This window comes from Butyrivibrio sp. TB, assembly GCF_900110805.1.
In the GTDB taxonomy this organism is placed as follows: Bacteria; Bacillota; Clostridia; order Lachnospirales; family Lachnospiraceae; genus Butyrivibrio; species Butyrivibrio fibrisolvens_C.
The window spans coordinates 87915-109735 of sequence record NZ_FOER01000004.1 but is presented as its reverse complement, the minus strand read 5'-3'; the positions used below and the strand labels follow the sequence as shown (position 1 = coordinate 109735).

General features: G+C 41.3%; 15 protein-coding genes. 3 read left to right on the top strand and 12 right to left on the bottom strand.

Features of this window, described 5'->3' with window-relative positions; genetic code table 11:
* Positions 1-28: 28 nt before the first annotated feature.
* Positions 29-1180: a glycoside hydrolase family 88 protein gene (locus BMX21_RS03915; RefSeq protein WP_092041530.1), complete on the bottom strand. Its 1152-nt coding sequence runs from the start codon at positions 1178-1180 to the stop codon at positions 29-31.
* Between the two features lie 158 nt (positions 1181-1338).
* On the opposite strand from BMX21_RS03915, the gene BMX21_RS03910 reads away from it, so the two are divergent.
* Positions 1339-2124: a helix-turn-helix domain-containing protein gene (locus BMX21_RS03910; protein ID WP_092041527.1), complete on the top strand. Its 786-nt coding sequence runs from the start codon at positions 1339-1341 to the stop codon at positions 2122-2124.
* Between the two features lie 130 nt (positions 2125-2254).
* Here the strand turns inward: BMX21_RS03910 and BMX21_RS03905 are convergent, their stop codons facing one another.
* From BMX21_RS03905 to BMX21_RS03885, 5 genes are all read right to left on the bottom strand, one after another.
* Entirely contained in the window at positions 2255-3838 is a 1584-nt protein-coding gene (locus BMX21_RS03905; RefSeq protein WP_242952865.1) for an LCP family protein, read from the bottom strand.
* A gap of 186 nt (positions 3839-4024) precedes the next feature.
* Entirely contained in the window at positions 4025-5494 is a 1470-nt protein-coding gene (locus BMX21_RS03900; protein ID WP_092041524.1) for an alpha-L-fucosidase, read from the bottom strand.
* 113 nt (positions 5495-5607) lie between these two features.
* Complete coding sequence (locus BMX21_RS03895; RefSeq protein WP_092041520.1) at positions 5608-7593, bottom strand: glycoside hydrolase family 31 protein; 1986 nt, start codon at positions 7591-7593, stop codon at positions 5608-5610.
* Between the two features lie 102 nt (positions 7594-7695).
* Positions 7696-9861: a beta-glucosidase gene (locus BMX21_RS03890; RefSeq protein ID WP_092041517.1), complete on the bottom strand. Its 2166-nt coding sequence runs from the start codon at positions 9859-9861 to the stop codon at positions 7696-7698.
* A 97-nt stretch (positions 9862-9958) separates the two neighbouring features.
* Positions 9959-10462 (bottom strand): GreA/GreB family elongation factor, encoded by a 504-nt coding sequence (locus BMX21_RS03885; RefSeq protein ID WP_022755335.1) that lies wholly within the window; start codon positions 10460-10462, stop codon positions 9959-9961.
* A gap of 838 nt (positions 10463-11300) precedes the next feature.
* Here BMX21_RS03885 and BMX21_RS03880 point away from each other — a divergent pair.
* Positions 11301-12611 (top strand): ArsB/NhaD family transporter, encoded by a 1311-nt coding sequence (locus tag BMX21_RS03880; RefSeq protein ID WP_022755334.1) that lies wholly within the window; start codon positions 11301-11303, stop codon positions 12609-12611.
* Between the two features lie 118 nt (positions 12612-12729).
* Here the strand turns inward: BMX21_RS03880 and fba are convergent, their stop codons facing one another.
* From fba to BMX21_RS03850, 6 genes are all read right to left on the bottom strand, one after another.
* The gene (fba, locus tag BMX21_RS03875; protein ID WP_022755333.1) at positions 12730-13668 is read right to left on the bottom strand and encodes a class II fructose-1,6-bisphosphate aldolase; all 939 of its coding nucleotides are present in this window, start codon (positions 13666-13668) and stop codon (positions 12730-12732) included.
* Between the two features lie 256 nt (positions 13669-13924).
* Positions 13925-14662 carry a 5'/3'-nucleotidase SurE gene (surE, locus tag BMX21_RS03870; protein WP_092041514.1) on the bottom strand — a complete coding sequence of 246 codons (738 nt, stop codon included), beginning with the start codon at positions 14660-14662 and terminating at the stop codon, positions 13925-13927.
* A gap of 119 nt (positions 14663-14781) precedes the next feature.
* A complete protein-coding gene (locus BMX21_RS03865) occupies positions 14782-16890 on the bottom strand; it encodes a glycoside hydrolase family 13 protein (protein WP_177173909.1) in 2109 nt (702 codons plus the stop codon).
* A 418-nt stretch (positions 16891-17308) separates the two neighbouring features.
* The gene (locus BMX21_RS03860; RefSeq protein ID WP_022753799.1) at positions 17309-18163 is read right to left on the bottom strand and encodes a carbohydrate ABC transporter permease; all 855 of its coding nucleotides are present in this window, start codon (positions 18161-18163) and stop codon (positions 17309-17311) included.
* 14 nt (positions 18164-18177) lie between these two features.
* The gene (locus BMX21_RS03855) at positions 18178-19065 is read right to left on the bottom strand and encodes a carbohydrate ABC transporter permease (protein WP_022753800.1); all 888 of its coding nucleotides are present in this window, start codon (positions 19063-19065) and stop codon (positions 18178-18180) included.
* A 120-nt stretch (positions 19066-19185) separates the two neighbouring features.
* Positions 19186-20574: an ABC transporter substrate-binding protein gene (locus tag BMX21_RS03850; protein ID WP_027204330.1), complete on the bottom strand. Its 1389-nt coding sequence runs from the start codon at positions 20572-20574 to the stop codon at positions 19186-19188.
* Positions 20575-20872: 298 nt separating this feature from the next.
* Between BMX21_RS03850 and BMX21_RS03845 the strand changes: the two genes are divergently transcribed.
* Positions 20873-21778, top strand: a complete 906-nt coding sequence (locus BMX21_RS03845; protein ID WP_051199464.1) for a helix-turn-helix domain-containing protein — start codon at positions 20873-20875, stop codon at positions 21776-21778.
* Positions 21779-21821: the final 43 nt, after the last annotated feature.

The window sequence follows — 21821 nt, the reverse complement described above, 5'->3', positions numbered from 1 at the left end:
AGTCTGTCCAAGTGGGAAGTTATATCTTTTACCAAATGTATGTCTCTTCGCCCGTGATTCTGAATATAGCTTCGATCAGATAGTAATCACCATATATTATCGGGAACTCATGTTCCTTGTCATGATATGCAGCTGTGCAGGATCTAAGTATATTGTCTGTCTCCGGATCAAAGTCGCTGTCGTTGTCTGTCAGATAGCGAAGGATCCTAAGGGCAGTCTCCTCATACCTGTCCGCAACAGATTCTGCGCCGTCAATTATATCTTTGCCTTCATTTCGAAGAGTCCTAGAAAGAAGGAGCAGTCCGCTTGCGCCGATAGAAGCTGCGCAGGAATCTGTATAGTCAGGCTCTGCTGGCTGTCTGAAATCAACCAGTATCCTGCCATTTTGAGGAGTATTATTGGCAAAAAAGTCTGCGCATCTAACAGCGGTCTCAAGATATCTCGTCTGCCCTGTGTGAAGAAAGCTCATAGTAAAGCCATATAAAGCCCAGCTCTGCCCTCTTGTCCATACTGAACCCTTGCCATAGCCCTGGCCTCCCGGCTCATCGAGAAAGTCACCTGTCTCAGGATCGAATATGACTATGTGCCTTGCGGATCCATCTTCTCTTACAAAATGCTTTATTGCTGTATCAGCATGTATCATGGCGATCTTCTTAAATCTAGGATCACCTGTAAGCTCTGATGCAATATATAAAAGAGGCAGATTCATAAGACAGTCTATGATCGCCCAGCCTGCATTATCACCCTTGTCATCATTCCATGCCCTTATAAATCCTGCCGGATTAAAACGTCCTGCAAGATTGGCTGCGGATAACAGTAACCTGTTACGTGACTCTTTATTATCTGTAAGCAGCATAGAAGCGTGGGATGTTGTAAGCCACTTAAAACCGCTGTCGTGATCCATTCCGTTATAATTCATAAGGTTGCCGTCAAGCTTATCTTCAAGCTCCATAGCTCTTTTCTTATAAATATCCTCTTTGGTGGCACCGTATAGCTGCCACATCATACCTCCCCAGAATCCATTGGTCCACCAGCACAGGTTCTTAAAAGTCCAGTCATCAAATACACCGTCAACTGCTGTATAGGGGATCTTGTTCAAGGTCCTGCCTGCAACCTTTAGTTCCTTTTCTTTAATCTTTAAAGAAATCTCCTTAGCATATTCCAATGCCTTACTATCCATTTCATGCCCCGCCCTTCTTTTTAGTTAGCTTATCTTACTTATTATTTAAAGTTCTCAAAATAGCTTATATACAATTCTATCTATTTGACTGGCTTTTTATAATATCAGATAATACTAATTGACTAACATTTTCTGCTTTTTGCATGGTGAGGTGATATATGTACGAAGTTTTCTATGGAGGAAGTAATAAGGTGCATCCGGAAGGATTTATGATGTCTAGGCCCAAGGGGGCAGGGCATTATGTGATCCTGCTTATAAGATCCGGCGGTGAATACAATATTGATGGCAATATTCAGATGGTTCCTCCTGCAAGCGCTGTCATACTGGATCCTAAGGTTTCTTACTCTTATTCCAACCCTAAGGGGCAGTATATAGATGACTGGCTGCATTTTAGCTTTGAAGGGGATAATATTATTTTAAGCAGGAAGCTCCCTCTTAATACTTTTTTCTCATTAAGTGATATAGAAGATCCTGCCACTCTCCTTAGGCAGATACTGTTCGAACTGTCCTATACCAAGGATGAGGAAGTTCAGAAAGATAACATAAATTGTCTTATGAACGTCCTTATAAATCATCTGCTAAGTGCCTACAAGATGCAGGGGGATGAGAGATATCAAAATCCATACTATCCTCATTTTCAGGCCATACGCCTTTCTATGCTGTCGGGGCGTCTATATGATATCAGCATGCAGAAGGTGGCTGATTCCATGTCAATGAGTGTGTCCTATTTCCAGCATCTGTACAAAGAATTCTTCGGAATATCTTATCAAAAGGATGTTATACAGATGCGCATAGAGTACGCTAAGAGACTTGTAAAAAGTACTGATAATAAGCTTGAACATATAGCCAGCCTGTGCGGTTACACAAATGAGATACATTTCTACAGACAGTTCAAAAAAATAACCGGAATGACTCCCGGGCAGTATAGACAGCTAAATAATTAACTCAGACTTCCCACTTGGACGAACCGGCATACCCAAAAAATCACATAAAAAGACTTCCAAGCAAAAAGACTTCCCAAACCTTACTCAGCAGTTACTAAGTGAGATTTTTGGAAGTCTTTATATATAAGAATTAATTTGTTGTTGCCGGCGCAGCAGTCGTTGCATTTGGATCAGGTGTTGTAGTAGAAGGATCTACTGCAGGCGCTGCGGCATTTGGATCTACTGTTGTAGCTGATGGATCCGTAGGAGTAGCTGTAGCCGGGTCGGTCACAGCAGGAGTTGTAGTCTGCGCATTAGGATCCGGAGTAGTATTCTGACCACTTCCTGATCCTCCCGGATATACAACATTGCCTGTAGCAGGATCTGCCATCGCACCTGTAGGCTGTCCTGTAGCAGGATCTATAACAGCTCCTGTATACGGATCATACCAGACTGTGGCTCCTGTATTAGGATCAGTCATAGACATAAGTCCTGCATACGGATCTGTTGTAGTCGTAGTATCTTCCTGAGTAGTTGTACTTGGGGTAGTTGTAGTACCAGACGTTGTAGTAGTCGTAGTTGTAGAACTGCTCCTATAGCCTGATACAACATTGCCATCTTCATCAAGAGTATATCCTGAATCGCTTTGAATCTTCTCACTATACTCAAGTACCTTGGATGATGGGCTATAGTTCTCTTCTCCGAAGAGATATTCATGGAGCCATATAACATTTGCTTCAAGGGTTACGGGTATTACGCAGCTTCCCTTTCTGCCGACTGTAGCACCTGTTCTCATATCAGAAGTAGGTATACCTGTTGTATCTACTATACTGTAGCTTGTGATATTAGAGACATATCCGAGTATCTCCGATGTAGAAAGAGATGTATATATCTCATCTGTTACCGCATCGATTATAGAATTAAGCTCAGAAAGTGAAGCCTTGCTGGCTGCTTCAAATACTTTCTCAAGAACTTCTCTCTGCCTCTCAGTTCTCTTAAAGTCATCACCTGACGTATATCTGATCCTACAATATGCTGTAGCCTGAAGACCGTTAAGGTGCTGATATCCCGCCTGCGTTACAGCTATATATTCTTTGCCCTGCTGACGAGCCATTATCTTCTGATAATCATTAAGGTGCTTAACCTCAGCATCTGTAAGCTCTATATCTATACCGCCAAGAGCGTCTATAACATCTACAAGACCTTCAAATCCAACTGTGATGAAATCAGTGATATTAAGATCCAGATTCATATTGAGCATATTGATAGCCTGAGTAGGGCCACCCTGTGCGTAGGCACTGTTGGCCTTGTTATATGAATCATTACCAAGATTAAGATAAGTATCTCTGAAAACAGATACAAGCTTAACTTCCTTGGTTGTATTATTGATAGAAGCAATGAGAATAGTATCACTTCTTGTGTTATTCTCAAGATCACCGGTTCTGGTATCAACACCAAATAAAGCAATGTTGGTATAACCCTTCATCTGTCCGCTTTCTGCGTTGGCCTTAACTTCCTCGCTTATGTTCTCCTGAAGCTCATCCACGGATATTGCAACTCTCTGCACCCTGTCAAGCTTATTAACAACATATAGAACAGCGCATTCCAATAAGATAAGGATTATCTCTACGATGATGATGGCAGTACGGATTTTTCTGGATCTGCTGCCTTTTGAAGCCTTCTTATGATCATCCGCTTTATTATCAGTTTCTGTTATTTCTTCTTTTGTATCCACAATGTGACCTCGGTTCAATGATAAGGTTGCCTAACAGGCACCTCCGCAAAAACGGTTATGCCTATTTCATTTTGTGATGCAAGTATTAAAAGTCTGTTTTGATACTTACATCATTTTATATTCAAGAATGTATGATAATATATTAAAACGCCCAGGTCAAATTACCGAGGATTTTTTCACACTTTTTTAAGAAAAAGAAATACGAAATACTATCGGATAATCTGACGTAATTTCAGAATATATGTGGAGGCCGTCGTTTTTGTGTTCAAATCTGCAATCACCCAAAAGAGACTCAACATTACTGATAACTCCCGTATAATGGAACTGCTCATGCTCAGGATTTCTTGCAAAACTTCTAACAAGATATTCTCCATCTTTGGAAGTCTTCATGGCTATGACATACATATGGTCACCCTTGACTGTAAATCTGAAATCCTGTGATGTATACTCCTTGGAACTTTCTGTGAAGTATCCGTCTTCAATCTTGGTAGGTCCTTCTGAAGATCTCTCGTATGGCTTTGTACCATATATAGCTTCTCCATTGACCTTAAGCCAGCTTCCTATTTCTTTGAGCACCTTGGTCTCCTCTTCACAGATAGTTCCGTCGCCTTTAGGACCTACATTTAAAAGGAGCCTTCCGTTCTTGGACACAACATCAATAAGATTCTCAATAATCTGCCTTGAGCTCTTATAATGGTTGTCTTCTATATAGCCCCAGGACTTATCTCCAATGGATGTATCTGTCTGCCATATGTAGGGTTTAGCCTCTGCGAACTGTCCCCTCTCAACATCAGGAACACCGCATCCAAAAGGAAGGCAACCGTATTTGTAGTTTACAACTCCTGTAAGACCGAGGCTTTCCATATGATTATAATAATATGCCATCATCTTCCTGACATATGGCCTTGCAGCGCTGTGGTGTATCCACCAGTCAAAATAAAGCACTCTAGGAGCAAAGCGATCTATGATCTCCACAGTTCTTGCAAGCCAGTCCTCAAGGAACTCTTTAGATGGAACAGGCTCTGAGAAAGGATCCATCTGATCTTCACATTCCTTCATTGACGGCCAGTAGATATGACCTCTTTCTTCCATGCCGGTCATATCTGAATCAAACTCTCTTGCATGGGACAAAAACCACCAGTGCTCTATCCTATGTGATGATACTCCTGCTATCATCCCGTGCTCCCTTATAGAGTCTTCCATCTCGCCGACTACATCGCGCATAGGTCCCATCTTAGCTGCATTCCAGTCAGATATCTTACTTTTGTACATCTGAAATCCGTCGTGATGTTCGCCTACAGGAACTACATACTCAGCTCCGGCTTCTTTAAAAAGGTCATTCCACTCATCAGCACTGAACTTCTCTGCCTTAAAAAGCGGAATGAAGTCTTTGTATCCAAACTCTTTGTGAGGACCATGTGTCTTGACATGATGCTCAAATTCTCTTGTTCCCTGAATATACATCCCGCGTGGATACCATTCATTGGCATAGGCAGTCTGTGAACATACACTAAAATGAATGAATATTCCGAATTTTGCATCAGCATACCACTTGGGTACAGGATATGTAGAAATAGATTCCCAGGTATCTTTATAGGGCCCTTTTGCAATCTGATCATCTATACGGGCCATTTCTTTTTGAAGATCGAATTCCATATCTTAACCTCTATATATTTTTTACAATCTCTGAGTCATATAACCCGATAAAGCGATTTGCATAATACAAATTGCTTTATCTGATCATCTTGATATATTTGCCATAAAAATCATTATACTCTCTTAAATACAGGGATACTGTCTATAGGAGCCGGCGCCTTAACTGTGCCCCCGCCTTCATATACCTTGCCATCACGGATGTCTTCCCACTTTCCTTCAGGAAGGTATACTTCTCTTTGGGTTACACCTGCTTCAAGGACAGGTGCTACAAGGTACTTACTACCGAACATGTACTGATCATCAAGTTCCCAGCACTTCGAATCTTCAGGGAATTCAAGGAACATAGCACGCATGATAGGAAGGCCTGTTTTGTGAGCCTCTTTGTTGAGCTCGTCAATATATGGAACAAGACTTTCGCGAAGCTCTAAGTTCTTTTTCATAACATTAAAGACTTCATCGCCGCATGCCCACATCTCAGTAGGTGCTCCTGTGTGGAGGTATCCGCCGCCCCAGTCCTTGGTGGTGTCAAGTGCCGGGATGTTCATAGGTTCTCTATCTCCGTGGAGACGAAGGATAGGTGTGAATATTGCAAACTCAAACCATCTCTGAGCCAGCTCTTTAAAATAATCTGTAGTCATATCACCATTCATGAAGCCGGCAACATCTGTATTCCACCATGGGATACCTGCAATACCCATATTAAGGCCTTGACCAACTGCTGACTGCAGAGCTTCCCAGGTTGACTGGATATCACCGTTCCACAAAAGTGTGCCGTACTTCTGTGATCCAACCCAGCCGCATCTGATAAGCGAGAAGATCTTGTCATTGCCATCAGCTTTCTGACCATCGTAGAAAGCCTTAGCATAAAGCTTAGGATAGATGTTGCTGCAGGAAAGAGCAGTTCCCATACGATAGCGGTAGTTGTCAAAATCATATACTCCAAAGTCAGGCTCTGCATTATCAAGCCAGAACATATCTATACCATAATCATAGTAGTTCTTCTTGCAGATATCCCAGATATACTGACGAGCCTCCGGATTGGTGCAGTCAATCTCAACACAGTCTCCCTGATAATCATATGTCTGGTTAGAGCCGTGCTCTGTACGGATAAGATATCCCTTGTCCCACATCTCATAGAAGTGTATAGACTTCTTATCGACAGATGGCCATACTGATACGATGACCTTAGTTCCGCCTGCATGGAGCTCATCTATCATAGCCTTTGGATCAGGCCAGTATTCAGGATCGAACTGCCAGTCCCCCTGTCTTGTCCAATGGAAGAAGTCTATTACGATCACGTCAAGCTTGATGCCGAGCTCTTTGTACTTTCTGGCAACAGACAGAACTTCTTCCTGAGTCCTGTAACGAAGCCTTGACTGCCATAAACCAAATACATCATTTCTGATAACAGGAGCTCTTCCTGTAACCTCTGTATATCTTTCTATAATCTCTACCGGAGTATCCTCAGCTACTATCCAGTAGTCAAGTTCCTTGGTTGCATATGCTTCAAATTCTGTATAGTTCTTACCAAAAGAAGCTTTACCAACAGCCGGGTTATTCCATAAGAATCCAAAGCCCTTACTTGAAAGAGCAAAAGGAATAGATGTCTGTGAATTGCGCTGTGCAAGCTCAAGTACGCATCCCTTAAGATCCATGTACTTTTGCTGATAGCAGCCCATACCAAAGATTTTCTCATCATCATTGGGCTCAAAGCGCATAGTAAGCTTGTAATCTCCGCCCACTATAGGCTTAAAGTTCCTAGCAATGAGTTTAAGACATATGCTCTCCTTGGTTACAGAGGCATCATAGCTTCTGTAATATTCCTTGAGAATCTTCTGTCCGTTTTTGAAAAAAGTGATAACGCCTGAATTATTGATATGAGCAGATATATTGCCATTTTCAATCGTAGCATGGTCATCAAAAGTCTCGATCTTGGCACTTCCATGATCTATATCTTCTTCAAGTCCCCAGTTATTACCTGTAAATTCAGGATACATTGTAGAGCGAACACGAAGAGCATTCTTGCCCCAAGGCTCGATTCTGAGAGTCTCTCCCTCTCTTTTTCCAATTAGGATATTTCCATCCTGTGCAAAAAACATACATTCCTCCTTGTGCTGTGATCTTATGAGATCATAACTATTATTTTCAAAAAATCATTACACTCCAAAGGCTCATAAAAGCCTTATAACGAACCTATAGCATTAAATTGTAAGTCTTATATCACGTGAAGATGAACCTATCGCATACTTAACAGACTTGTTAAAGCTCTTGGAAAGCTCTGTCTCTGTGTCAAGTTCTATCGCTATATCCACACTTCTTTCTTCGCCCGCGCGAAGGTATACTTTTTCAAAACCAGCAAGTTCCTGGAATACTTCTGCGCCTTCCCTTCTTGCATAAACCTGCACGGTTTCAAAGCCTGATACTTTTCCTATATTTTTGATACTAACAGTAATAACCTTATTACCCTTATCATCAAGCGACAGCTTAGGATCTGAATATTCAAAGCTCGTATAAGACAGACCATATCCAAACGGGAATAAAGGCTCTACATTATCAGTATCATTAAAGCGGTATCCAACCTTGAAACCTTCTGTATAGTGCGCCGTTTCAGGCTCAGGGAATCTTGCCAGAACGTGACTTCCATAATCACTAAGGTCATGTCCTATAGTCTCTGCAAGCTTGCCGGAAGGATTGACATTGCCAAGGATCACATCTGCAAGGGCATTGCCTCCTTCAATTCCGTTATAGTAGGTCCATATAAGAGTCCCAACCTTATCGGCCCAGGGCGTCATATTAAGAGGACTTCCTGCTACCATAACTACAACAAGATCAGGACGTATCTTAAGAAGCTCTTCTATGAGCTCATTCTGCTCATAAGGAATATCCATGTTTATCCTGTCTATTCCTTCAGAATCAAAATCGTGATTGATTCCACCTATGAATATAACCTGCTCATAAGACGGATCCTTGGCCATCGACAGGGCTTCCTCACGGAGCTTAGCACGAAGCTTTGACAGTTTTTTGTCTACTTTAATAACAGACTGAGTCTTACCACCGCCATTTTCAAGGGAAGCTTCCTGCCAGTTAGCTTCTGCTGCCTTCCTTATAGCATCGAGCCTCTGCCAGTTAGTTCCGCCATCTTCGAAGGCTGACGGCTCATCTGCTCTGAACCTTGAAGTATAGCCCTCTGCATAATCGATCTTGCAATTACCGCCTATATGGCTTCTAAGTCCCATAAGAGGAGTTATCTCATATAGAGCCTTGATCTCTGCTGATCCTCCGGCATTAGAATGGATCCTGTCACCATTTTCACCAATTACAAGGATTTTTCTAAGCTTATCTCTCTTAAGAGGAAGTGTCTTATTATCATTTTTAAGAAGTATCACACCTTCTCTTGCAACATCAAGTGCTATCTGCCTGTGCATCGGAGTGTTGTAACTTCCGCACTTTCTTACAAATCCTTCCATCATATTAAGGCGATACATAAGAAGAAGGAGATGGTAGACTTTTTTGTCAATATATGACTCATCTATCTTACCTTTTTGAACCATCTTCTTAAGAGGCTTTGCCATAACATAATCATCGAAGTTGTCTCTTACAGACATCTCAAGATCAAGGTCTGACACGGCTGCTTTATCAGTATTGTGGACACCGCCCCAGTCTGATATTACCGCTCCGTCCCACTTCCACTCATCTCTAAGCACCTTGGTAAGCAGGAATGGATTCTCATTGCAATAATCGCCTCTGAACTTGTTATAGGCGCCCATTACGCTGTAGGCTCCGCCATCTTTTAACACCTTATGGAAAGCTCTTAGATATATGCGCCTAAGCACCTCTTCATCAACATCTACGTCCACTTCAAGACGCTGCGTCTCCTGATTGTTAAGTGCAAAATGCTTGACACAGGCTGCAACGTCCCACTCCTGAAGCCCCTTAACAAACTCTGATGCAAGCTCACCTGTTATATAAGGATCTTCACTAAAATATTCAAAATTCCTTCCGCAAAGGGGAGTCCTCTTGATATTGATACCTGGAGCAAGGCTTATATCCTTGCCTCTTCCTCTGTTCTCTTCACCAAGGACGCTTCCCATATCCCTTGCAAGGCTTCTGTTCCAGGTAGACGCAAGAGCTGAATTGCATGGAAGGTAAGTAACTTCGTCACTTGCATGCTGGGCAGGCATCCACTTATCAGGCTCAAAATCTGCCCTTACACCCATAGGTCCATCCGACATTGTAAGCGGTGGAATATTAAGGTGATCCACGCTCCCGTTTTGAAAAAGATGTGCACCGTGAATCATTGCAATCTTGTCATCAAGAGTCATCTTGCTGATGACTTTTTCTATTTCCTCTTTAAAATCTTCTTTCATTAAAACCCTCGTACCAATAATTATTTTTGTGCATCACAAAAAGCCCCAAGAATTCTTCCCTTTGATCAAGTCCTCTAAACCTTGATCCTGTAACGGGTTAGAAATCCCTGAGCTTATCATCATCTGTAAGCTCGGTATTCTCAATCTTTCTGATTATCACGTCATAGTTATAATCCTTGCTTATAACTATATTGACGCGGTCTCCTACCTTATGTCCCATCAGGGCTTTACCAAGCGGAGATTCCACGCTTATGGTTCCTTTAAGGGAGTCCGCTCTTATGGTAGTGACGATCTTATACACTTCCTCGACATCATCTTCCTCGACATAGACAGTTACAGTCTTGTTCATGCCTACCTGATCATCACTTGAGTCATCATCAATGATCTTGGCTGTCTTGATCATCCTTTCAAGAAAGCGTATGCGGCTCTCGTTCTGGTTCTTGGCCCTCTTGGCTGCATAGTACTCAAAGTTCTCGGACAGATCGCCCTGAGCCCTTGCCTCTTTGACATCCTCAAGAAGCTTTTTCCTTATATTGATCTTGCGGTTGTCAATCTCAGCCTGCATATCTTCTATGTCTTTTTTAGTCAGTTCGTTGTGCATATAAAAAACCTCACTTATAATTCCTGCTTATTCAATTTTATGATAAGAAAAAAACCATTTCAACAGGATAAAAAATACTTTAATAACTGAAAAACTAAAGAAACTCAAACTTCGCACTTGCCAAACATACGTCACCATCTGAGGCAGAGCCGATGCGGCCCGTTTATAATACATTTTCGTATCTTGAAGGTGTTATAATTCAGGGCAAGATATCTGGATCTTTATATTCTAGGGTCCAAACTCGCTTCGCTCAGACAGGTGGACCCTAAGAAGAATATAAAGATCCAGATATCTTGCTCCTGAATTTAATAACACCTTCAAAAGATACGAAAATGTATTATAAACGGGCCGCATCAGCTCTGCCTCAGATGGTGGTGTATGTTTGGCAAGTGCGAAGTTTGAATAAAGAAATTTTAAACCACAGATCTTATGAGAAAATATCTGATATTGCTTGGATCATCATCTACAAACAGCCTGATATAGGGGATGTCATGGAATGCTGATTTTCTTGACGTTTTTGCAATAAATCTTTATTATATAGGGAGTAAAAGGGAGTAGCTGATCTATATATTGGCAAGGTATATAGATTTCCGGTATTCGTCAGCACAATGGCCGGCAAAGGTCATTCGGAACCGGATATAACGCAGCAGATTTTTGTCATTTATTTTATGGCAAAAGACGACAAATATTATTCTGCTGATATCCACAAAAGCAAGACTTTTACCATGTAACTTTAGTAGATGACACTTCTATAATTGTCATTTGCTTACCGCTATATGCGGCCAACCACATGGCAGGGTCTTTTTTATTTTGCCAAAATTCATTCAAAGGAGACAAAATGTTAACATCCAAAACCATCGCGATAGCACTTTTCGTACTTATGTATGTACTCATGGTGCTATTACCAAAGAAAAGAGCTGTTGTTGCTCTCTCAACTGCAGCGATCTATGTAATTCTTACACTTATAGGAGTAGGCGGTGATCCTATCCTTCCAATCACTCAGGTACCCAGTGCTATCGACTGGAACATACTTATGATGCTGGTAGGAACTATGGTTATCGTAGACTATTTCATCGAATCCAAGATGCCCAATGTTATTGCTGAGTGGCTTCTAAGACTTGCCCCTAATGTAATGTGGGTTACAATTCTCATGTCACTTTTCTCAGGTATCATCTCAGCTTTCATCGACAATGTAGCTACAGTACTTATGGTAGCACCTGTAGGACTTGCTATCTGTAAGAAGCTGAACATATCCCCTGTATCCATGATCATCTGTATCGCTGTATCCTCAAACCTTCAGGGCGCTGCAACACTTGTTGGTGATACTACATCTATCATGCTTGCAGGCGCTGCCGGCATGAACTTCAATGACTTCTTCGTATTCCACGGAAGAGCCGGTATCTTCTTTGCAGTTGAGCTTGGTGCTCTTCTTACTGTTCCGATCATGATGTTCCTCTTCCGCAAGGACAAAGAATCTGTTACATCAACAGAGCACACAGTTGTAACTGACTATGTTCCGACTATTACGATGCTGGGACACGTGGTACTGCTTATCATCGCATCCTTCATTCCGGAAGAGATGAAGCCGGAGACAACCAATGGTATCATCTGCCTTGTATGCGGCGTCCTCACTGTAGTATGGGAGATTGCCAAGCAGAAGAGCACAGATGGAATGTGGCACTCACTTAAGGCTATGGACTGGGATACAATGCTCCTTCTTACAGGTCTGTTCTGCGTAATAGCAGGTATCACCAATGTTGGTGTCATAGATGATCTTGCAACTATGATCTCAAAGGCAGGTAGCAGCAACGTATTCATTTTGTATTCAATTGTAGTATGGGGTTCTGTAGTTATATCTGCTTTTATAGACAACATACCTTACGTTGCAACAATGCTCCCTATTCTGGGTTCTGTCGCAGCAACACTTAATGTAGATGCTAACTTCCTGTATTTCGGTCTTCTCATAGGAGCTACTCTTGGTGGTAACATCACTCCTATCGGAGCCTCTGCCAATATCGCAGGTGTTGGTATGCTTAGAAAAGAAGGTTATGAAGTTAAGTTCAGAGACTTCTTCAAGATTGGTATTCCGTTTACACTTACAGCTGTTATTACAGGTTATCTCTTCATTTGGTTTGTATGGAAGCCATGATTTAAATAATTCTTTTTTATATAAAATGGATATCAGCTTATTGTTGGCTGATATCCATTTTTGATATGGTTATTTTATGAGTTAATATTATTGATTATATACTGTCCAAATACCATTATCAGATAGTATTCTCAGATCCAAGTACATTCTTGATCTTATGAGCTACGATATCCTTGACATACTTACGGCCATCGCCAATATACTGACGAGGATCGAAGTGATCAGGATTTGCTACGAAGTGCTCTCTGATACCTGCTGTCATGCCAAGACGAAGGTCTGAATCGATGTTGATCTTGCAGACAGCGCCTCTTGCAGCTTCACGGAGCTGATCTTCCGGAACACCGATGGCATCCTTTAATTTGCCGCCATGCTCGTTGATGATCTTAACATATTCCTGAGGTACAGAGCTTGATCCATGCAGTACGATCGGGAATCCGGGAAGTCTTCTTGAAACCTCAGCAAGGATATCAAGACGAAGCTTAGGATTAGTGCCTGGCTTAAACTTATATGCACCATGGCTTGTTCCTATAGCGATTGCAAGTGAATCAACGCCTGTCTTGTTAACGAACTCTTCAACCTGATCAGGATCTGTGAACATAGCCTTATCAGCATCAACTGATACAGCATCTTCGATTCCTGCAAGAGTTCCAAGCTCAGCTTCTACTACTACACCGTGCTCGTGTGCGTACTCAGCAACCTTCCTTGACTCTTCTATATTTTCTTCGAAAGAGTGGCTTGAATAGTCGATCATAACTGATGTAAATCCATTGTCGATACAGTCTTTACATGTTGCAAAGTCTGCACCATGGTCTAAGTGAAGTACCATAGGAACTTCAGGATGAATCTCATTGGCAGCCTCTACCAGCTTTACAAGATATACGGAGTTAGCATATTTTCTAGCTCCCTGTGAAGCCTGTAAGATTACAGGGCTCTTAAGTTCAGCTGCAGCGTCAGTGATCGCCTGAACGATCTCCATGTTGTTGATGTTGAAAGCTCCGATAGCATATCCGCCTGTATAAGCTTTCTTGAACATTTCTGTTGATGTAACAAGTGCCATAGTAATACCACCTTTCTTAAATTATAGTCCTTGGATTTGTGTAGGAAAAAAAGAACTCCTTCCCCAATTAGTTATATCTAACAATTGAATTAATTATAACACCATTAAAAAAAGTTACATATCAAAAATATGCAACTTTTTTTAATAATAGTTATATATTCAGAAAGATTAATTTATAAAATATGTGACATTAATTGTGTATGACATTTCTTTCGATAAGTATACATTCTTGAATTTTATATTCAAGAAGTCATACTTATCGAATAACTGTATTTCTTATGGTTCCTATTGAAATATAGCCATCGATAACAGCCTGCATATCACTGCCTTCCTGCGCCTTTTCAACCGGTATAGTTTTAAGAACAACTTCTTTCTGCGCTTCGTCACTGTCTTCCACAACATACTTATCATCCCAGAATGCGCTCTGGGCGGGGAATCTGTCAAAAAGAATACCTTTATAATCTTCTATCTTGCATGATGGGAAGTTTACGTTCCATGCAAGTCCTTTGTCCAGAGGTTTAGAGATAAGGTCTCTTAGTATCTCCTCAATGTGAGCATGCATTACATCTGTATGACATTCATGCTCATCTGTAAAATAGTTCTGAGAAAAACATATGGCCGGAACTCCATAAAGAAGTGCTTCCATTGCAGCTCCAACTGTTGCTGAGTACTGTATATCATATCCGCAGTTTGCTCCCTTATTAACTCCGGACAGAACCAGATCAGGCTTTTCTCCATCCTTAAATAGTCCCAGATAGGAAGCTCTGACACAGTCTGCAGGTGTTCCTCCAAAAGCATAAGCGGATACGCCCTGTACTGCAAAGTCGTGCTTCCTTATCGTCATCTTGTCGCGAAGGGTTATGTGATGCGACATAGCACTGCACTGATCTTCAGGTGCGATAACGATAACCTCTCCGAATTTCCTGGCAGTTTTTGCAAGGATCTCAATTCCTTCTGCATTTATTCCATCATCGTTTGTAACAAGTATCTTCATAGTATGATTCCAAACCCCGGACTTATCAGCGCATAGTTATATTTTATATTATTTCAAGCTTTCCACTTGGAAGATCTAAACCATCAGCCGCTTTCTTTGCTCGCGGCATAAGGCCTTAGTTAATATCTTAATACAACTGATGAATAAGCAGGCATTGTCAAAGTAAGTGTCCATTCTCTGACTTTTAGCGCCTCCTTCTTAATGTCAAAGCCATCTTCTGTAGTTAATATAAGCCTTTCAAGCACGCAGTCTTTTGGTATTCCCAAAGGCTTTAAGTCCAGCGTTATTTCCTTTTCTTTTTTGTTATTATTTAAAATTATGACAGATGCTGACTTTGCTGTAAACCTTCCGTAGCTAAGGATTCCTTTAGCCTTAGTGTCACCCAGCTGGATAAGAGCGCCTTCTGTGAACTCATCGTATTTTTTATGTATACTGATAATATTCTTGTGGAATTCTATAAGCTCTTTATCCTCATGTCCCCATGGATAGGTCCTTCTATTATCAGGATCTGTATATCCGCATACTCCGGCTTCATCGCCGTAGTAGAGAGTAGGAGCTCCCGGCCATGTCATCTGAAGGACTACAGCTTCTCTGAATATGCCTTTATTGATGCCTTCATCTGCTGCCTCTGGCCCTTTCTTATCAGATGATCTTCCGGGCTTCATGTTGGTCCTTGTCATGAACCTTGAATGATCATGATTGTCAAGCTGATTCATGGCAGTATACATAGAGAAGTTACCGAAGTTCTCTCCGATCGCCTTCTTCATCGACTTCCAGAAATAGGAGGTATTATTGAGTCTGTTTTTCCGGAAGCTGTCAGAATGCTTGTCTTCACCTGTAAGAAACCATGTAACAGGCTCCATAAAGGCGTCATAGTTCATGATGGTATCCCACTGATCTCCAAGGAGCCAGTTTCTTGAAGTACCATAATTTTCTGCTAGTATTATAGCTTCAGGATTAGCATCTCTTACAGCTTTTCTAAACCTCGACCAGAACTCGTGGTTGAAGCTCTCAGAATGTCCAAGGTCTGTAGCTACGTCAAGCCTCCATCCATCTGCATAAAAGGGGGCGCTTACCCATTTTCTTCCAAGTTTCAAGATGTACTGCTGCAAGGTTTCAGAGCCTTCAAAGTTGAGCTTTGGAAGTGTATCATAGCCCCACCAGCCGTCATAGGAATTGTTATAGGGCCACTTCTTTTTTTTCTTAAAATCAAACCAATTATGGTATGCGCTATCCTCTGATTCAAAGGCACCGCCTCCATATATAATCTCTCTGTCAAGCCACTTATTAAAAGATCCGCAGTGATTGAAAACGCCATCTATTATAACTTTCATCCCTCGCTTATGGGCTTCTTCTACAAGCTTAGCAAACAAAAGATCGCTTGCATCAAGATTTTTGATGTTAGTAACTCTATTTACGAATTGTGTTGCTTTCCTATTATCAGTAATATCTTTTTCCAGAGTATCGCCCTTATCTTCTACGATCTTGCCAAAGTGAGGGTCGATATGATCATAGTCCATGGTGTCATACTTATGGCTAGAGGGAGATGCGAATATTGGATTTAAGTACAGGACATCTACTCCAAGATCCTTTAGATAATCAAGCTTGTCTATAACACCCTGAAGATCTCCGCCGTAGAACTCCTTATAGCTTTCGGAAGGATGAGGATACTTGTCCCAGTCGCTTACTCTTACAGTATGACCACCGTTATAGTGGTACTCATCAGTCAGGACATCATTGGACTTATCGCCGTTACAGAACCTGTCTACGAATATCTGGTACATAACAGCGCCCCTTGCCCAAGAAGGAGCATGTGTTCCGGGGAAAAGACGAAATGCCATATGATTATCTGCCGCGGGCTTTTTGGTAAATGCGCCCCTGTGGTCATAATAGACTATAGCCGGATCATCTGTATTATCACTAGTAGCTTCGTCTTTATCTTTAGATGCGACCACCTTAAAGAAGTAGGATAAAGGCTTATCTCCAAGCTGTATTCTGACTTCATAATAATCAAATACTCCGCTTTCATATCCTGGAAGCATTTCTTTGACGCCGGTCTTATTCATAAGATTCATCTGGTACTCATCTTCATCAGTGCATAAGAAAACCTTGTCAGCCTGCCCATGACCTGTCCTAAAATAGATGCTCACATCGCTGAATATATCCTGCTCGGCCTTATCAACATACTGCCCGGAAATATCATGGAATAACAAACTAAGATCAATCATAGCAACCCCTCTCCTGTCTATAGGTAACATATTGTATATAAGATAAACTAAGGTGCATCCTGTATCTTGTATTCTGCATCCTACATACTGAACTGTTCATATTTTGATCAAAGTACTTGGCTAATTATTTGATATAAATAAACAGATCAGTATATATGCCTTAATAATTTTCGCATTTTTTCGTATATCGTCATTATAGCATATACCGCCATCGAAACTCCAGTATTAATACAAAATATCCCATCTGATATTCAAAGACACAAAAGCGCATGCCGTCTATATTTCAGACAGCATGCGCTTTTATTTTATATGGGAGTTGTCATTTTCGTATATTTTCGTTTTTAATTCCTTAACTCCATCCCTGAGGAGGACTTGCGTCCTTAGGGGTTGACTTGCGTCCCTGGAGGGCCAAAATACGTCACCCCTTTACCGCTCCTGCAGTGAGACCTTCTACAATCTGATTACTGAATATACTATAGACGATGATAGTAGGAACGACCGCTATTACGATAGCTGCAAACATCTGTACATAGTTGGTTGCATACGGGCCTACAAAATAGGTCAGTGTAACCGGAAGCGTCTTCTTCTCTGGATCTGATATGAATACCATCGATACCAGCAACTCGTTCCAGGTATTAACGAAGCTCATCATACCTGTTACGAAGATTCCTGTCTTGGACAGTGGAAGTGCGATTGAGAAGAATATCTTGTAGATGGAGCATCCGTCAATACATGCTGCTTCGAACAGTTCTCCCGGCATGCTTCTGAAAAAGCCTACAAGGATAAATATAGTCATAGGAAGAGCAAATGTAATATACGGGATTATGATTCCTATGAGGGAGTTGGTGAACCTGATCTCAAAAAGAGGCGTCTTTATTTTCATCTTAGAGAACATTACAAAAAGAGGAATCAGAACGCAGTGTACAGGAACCATCATTCCTATCATGAAATAGGTGAGAGTCGCATTATTAAATCCAAATCTCATCCTGGCAATTCCAAATGCTGCCATAGCTCCAAGAAGAAGGCTGACTGCCAGCGTGAATACACATACAAATACTGAGTTCCAAAGTGCTATTCCAAGCTTGCCCTTGGTCCATGCAAAGATATAGTTACCAAGCTGCCATACCTGTGGTAGTCCGAATGGATTGGAAAAGACTTCTGCATTGGTCTTAAATGATACAAGTACTATCCACACAAGCGGAGCTACATATAAGACAGCTATTATTGTCAGCACAATATATATGATGACTTTTGAAAGAGTTATCTTCTTCATACTTATTGCTCCCCTTAGTTTTCAAAATCTTTAATGCTGATACATTTGTTTATGATAAATGTCACAAGAAGGCACATGATAAGAAGCACTATTGATATAGCACTTGCATAGCCGTATTTGAAGTATGAAAAGCCTTCAAAATAAAGCCATGTAGCCATTGTCTGTGTCTTGTTGTTAGGCCCTCCCTGTGTCATGTTATATACAAGGTCAAAGAATTTGAGTGATCCAATACATGTAAGCGATATAGTAGTTCTGGCCATAGGCTTTAATAACGGAAGTGTTACATAAAAGAAAGTCTTGGTCTTGCCTGCACCATCTATGTAAGCTGCCTCCAATAGACTCTTGTCAATCCCGGCTATTCCTGCCATATACAACATCATAGTAGTACCTACGTAGATCCAAAGAGCAACTACGCCTATAACCCACATAGTAAGCGGTATGTACCCGTTAACGGACATAAGCCAGTTAGGTCCCTGAATCCCAAATATCGCAAGGAGCTGGTTAAGACCCATATTAGGTTTTAATATAAAGCTGAACAATAGTCCCAGTGCTGCCGAAGACAATACACACGGAAGATAGATAATATTCTTATATACATTCTTACCATAGCGAAGTCCTGAAAGGATCGCAGCCAGTATCAGTCCTATTATCTGCTGAGTTATCAATGAGAAGATCATAAAGAAGATCGAATTCTTAAGAGACGTAAGGAATATATCATCCTTTGTGAAAAGAGCTTTAAAATTACCAAAACCAATAAATTTGGGTTTAGTTAATGCATTCCAATCACAAAGGGAAATATATCCGGCGTATAATATAGGTCCAAACAAAACCAATGTAAAAAGAAGAGCCGCCGGTAGTATAAAAAACAGGATAGCTTTTTTATCCCTAAGTGCTTTATTCATAGCCTTCCCCCACTTATTACAGATGCACGGAGATATCCATTCATGGGGGATCATCCTAAGATAATCCCAAGATAATCTCCGTGCATCATAATGACTTGACTTAGTTTCTAATTGTCACTATTACTTCCACGCATTTTCTTTGTAGAAGTCTTCAATATTCTGAAGACCTTCTTCTATAGTCTCATCTCCCATTACGATAGAAACCATATTGTTATCGAATGTATCACCAGCTTCTACAGATACAAGTGACTCGTTATAGAATCCGATTGTTCCTGTAAGGTTTGCAAGAAGATCTGAAACATAGCCAAACTGCTTAGGAGCCTTGGATGTATCAACTTCTACCTTGGTTACAGGAATCTTACCAGCCTTCTCAGCTGTAGCCTTCTGAGCTGTCTCATCTGTGAGCATCTTAAGGAATGCAACACATGCTTCAGGATGCTCTGTTGTAGCTGACATAAGGACATTGTCTGTCTTAACGATCATATCACCGATGCTGCCATCTACGCTAGGGAATGAGAATACTCCGCACTTATCTTCGATAGTTGTGGAGTTACCATTCATCTGAGCTATGCACCATGAACCCTGGATGAGGATAGCTGCTTCTTCATTATAGAAATGAGCTGTTGCATCATCATTGGAATCTCCAAGATATGTATCCTGGAAGAATTTGCTTATAGCAACGAGGTCTTCAACACCCTTTACACAGTTCTCATCTGTCCAGTGTGCTGTTCCTGCGTTAAGAGCTTCTGTATCAACACCTTCTCTGTTCATGCAGTAACCTGCAATCATAGAAAGACACCATGCTGTTGAAGCTGAGCATGTAAGTGGTGTATATCCTGCCTCTTTGAGCTTAGCGCATGCATCAAGGAAGCCTTCCATATCGGATGGAACTTCTGATATACCGGCAGCTTCGAACATCTCTGTGTTATAGAAACAGCAAGCGGCTGCAAAGTTTGTAGGAATTCCGTAGATATCTCCGTCATATGTAACTCTGTCGAACATACCACCTGCAAATGAATCTTTCCATTCTGTATCAGCATCAAGATACTGATTAAGAGGCTGTACAACTCCTGCGTCTACATATACATCTGCGTTAGGGCCCGGATTACAGATAAGAAGATCAGGTGTATCACCTGCTGCGATAAGAGCATTAACCTTAGAATCATACTCTTCAAGATTAGTTGTTATTACATTTACATGATAACCGTTGTCTGCTTCGTTGAAGCGCTTAACAGTTTCAGCATACAGCTGTGTCATCTGGTCTGTGCTGGCTTCAAGATCATCCCAGAATACCCATGTGATCTCTTCTTCGTCAGCAGAAGCTGTACTTGTATCTGTGCTGTCAGTACCTGTGCCCGTATCAGTCGCACCTGAATCTGTACCTGTGTCCTTTGCCTCATCCTGCGCAGGTGTAGATGTTTCACCAGTATCCGTAGAAACCGAACATCCGGTAAGAGCTGCTGCTACCATTGACAATGACAGTACGATTGATAATGCCTTGCTTTTCATAATAACCCTCCTTATCTTTTTTGCATCAGTTGTGTAACTGATGCCCCCTCATTTGTAATTACACCTTAAGGTTAGCAATATTACGTATGCTCATCTTTACAATGATTGCTAATTAATTACTAATTATTGCTATCCTTTTACCCACAATATTGATAATCTTTAAGACAAATGTTATATTTATGGTGTTTTCGGCAACGTAATGACTAATCTTCCGAAAGTTTTTCGATTTTCTCAGTCATGTTGACTAAAATCAATGTGCAATTATTAGCAATTTTGTATTAGTAAAAGGGGGAGTATCATGATAGAGAATCTTAACGGGCTGCACGAGACCGTCAACTACGCGCCCACAGGCCGTGTCAGGCTCTATGAGAATGACGACTTCGAGGCATATCCTTCTCACTGGCATCTTCCTATAGAGATAATCATGCCCATCCAGAACAACTACAAGGTTGAAAGCTGCGGACATGTCTTTGATATAGCAGAGGATGAGATGATCTTCATATGCCCGGGTGTCATACACTCTATGCCTGCTCTTCCCGGCAAAAGACTCATATTCCAGATAGACATCTCTATGCTTCAGGCCATAAGCGGTTTCGATCATGTCGTATCACTTATATATCCTGTATATGTCGTAAGCCCTTCCAACTGCCCATGCTATGACCAGTTCCACAACCTGTTCAGGCAGATATGTGAAAGCTATACTCACGCAGGCCTTATGGCAGAGCCTGAGATATACACTTCTATGGCCCAGATGCTTCTGCTACTTGGTAAGAATTATCATCAGATCAATAATTCTCTTGCAGATACGAGTATCAAAAAGCAAAGAGAGTATGCTGAGCAGATCAACAGAATATGTGATTATCTTAAAATTCATTACGCAGAAGACATCAGCCTTGAGTCAGCTGCCAAGATCGCCGGTTTTAGCAAATACCACTTCTCAAGAGTATTCAAGCAGCTGACCGGTGTAACCTTCTACAGATATATCAATCAGGTCCGCATTCAGAAGGCCAAGCTTTTCCTTATGGACTCTGATTCAACTATTACCAACATAGCGATCAACTGCGGATTCAGCAGCATGTCTTCGTTTATAAGGATGTTCAGGATCATAACAGGATACACACCTACCAAATTCAGGAGCCTGTATGACAGCAGTCTTACCATCCACAGCGAGGATCCCGAGTCCTATGAACAGTTGTCTGGTTAATGTAATATTAGTAAGCGATATACTTCGCTTACTTCTTCTATAA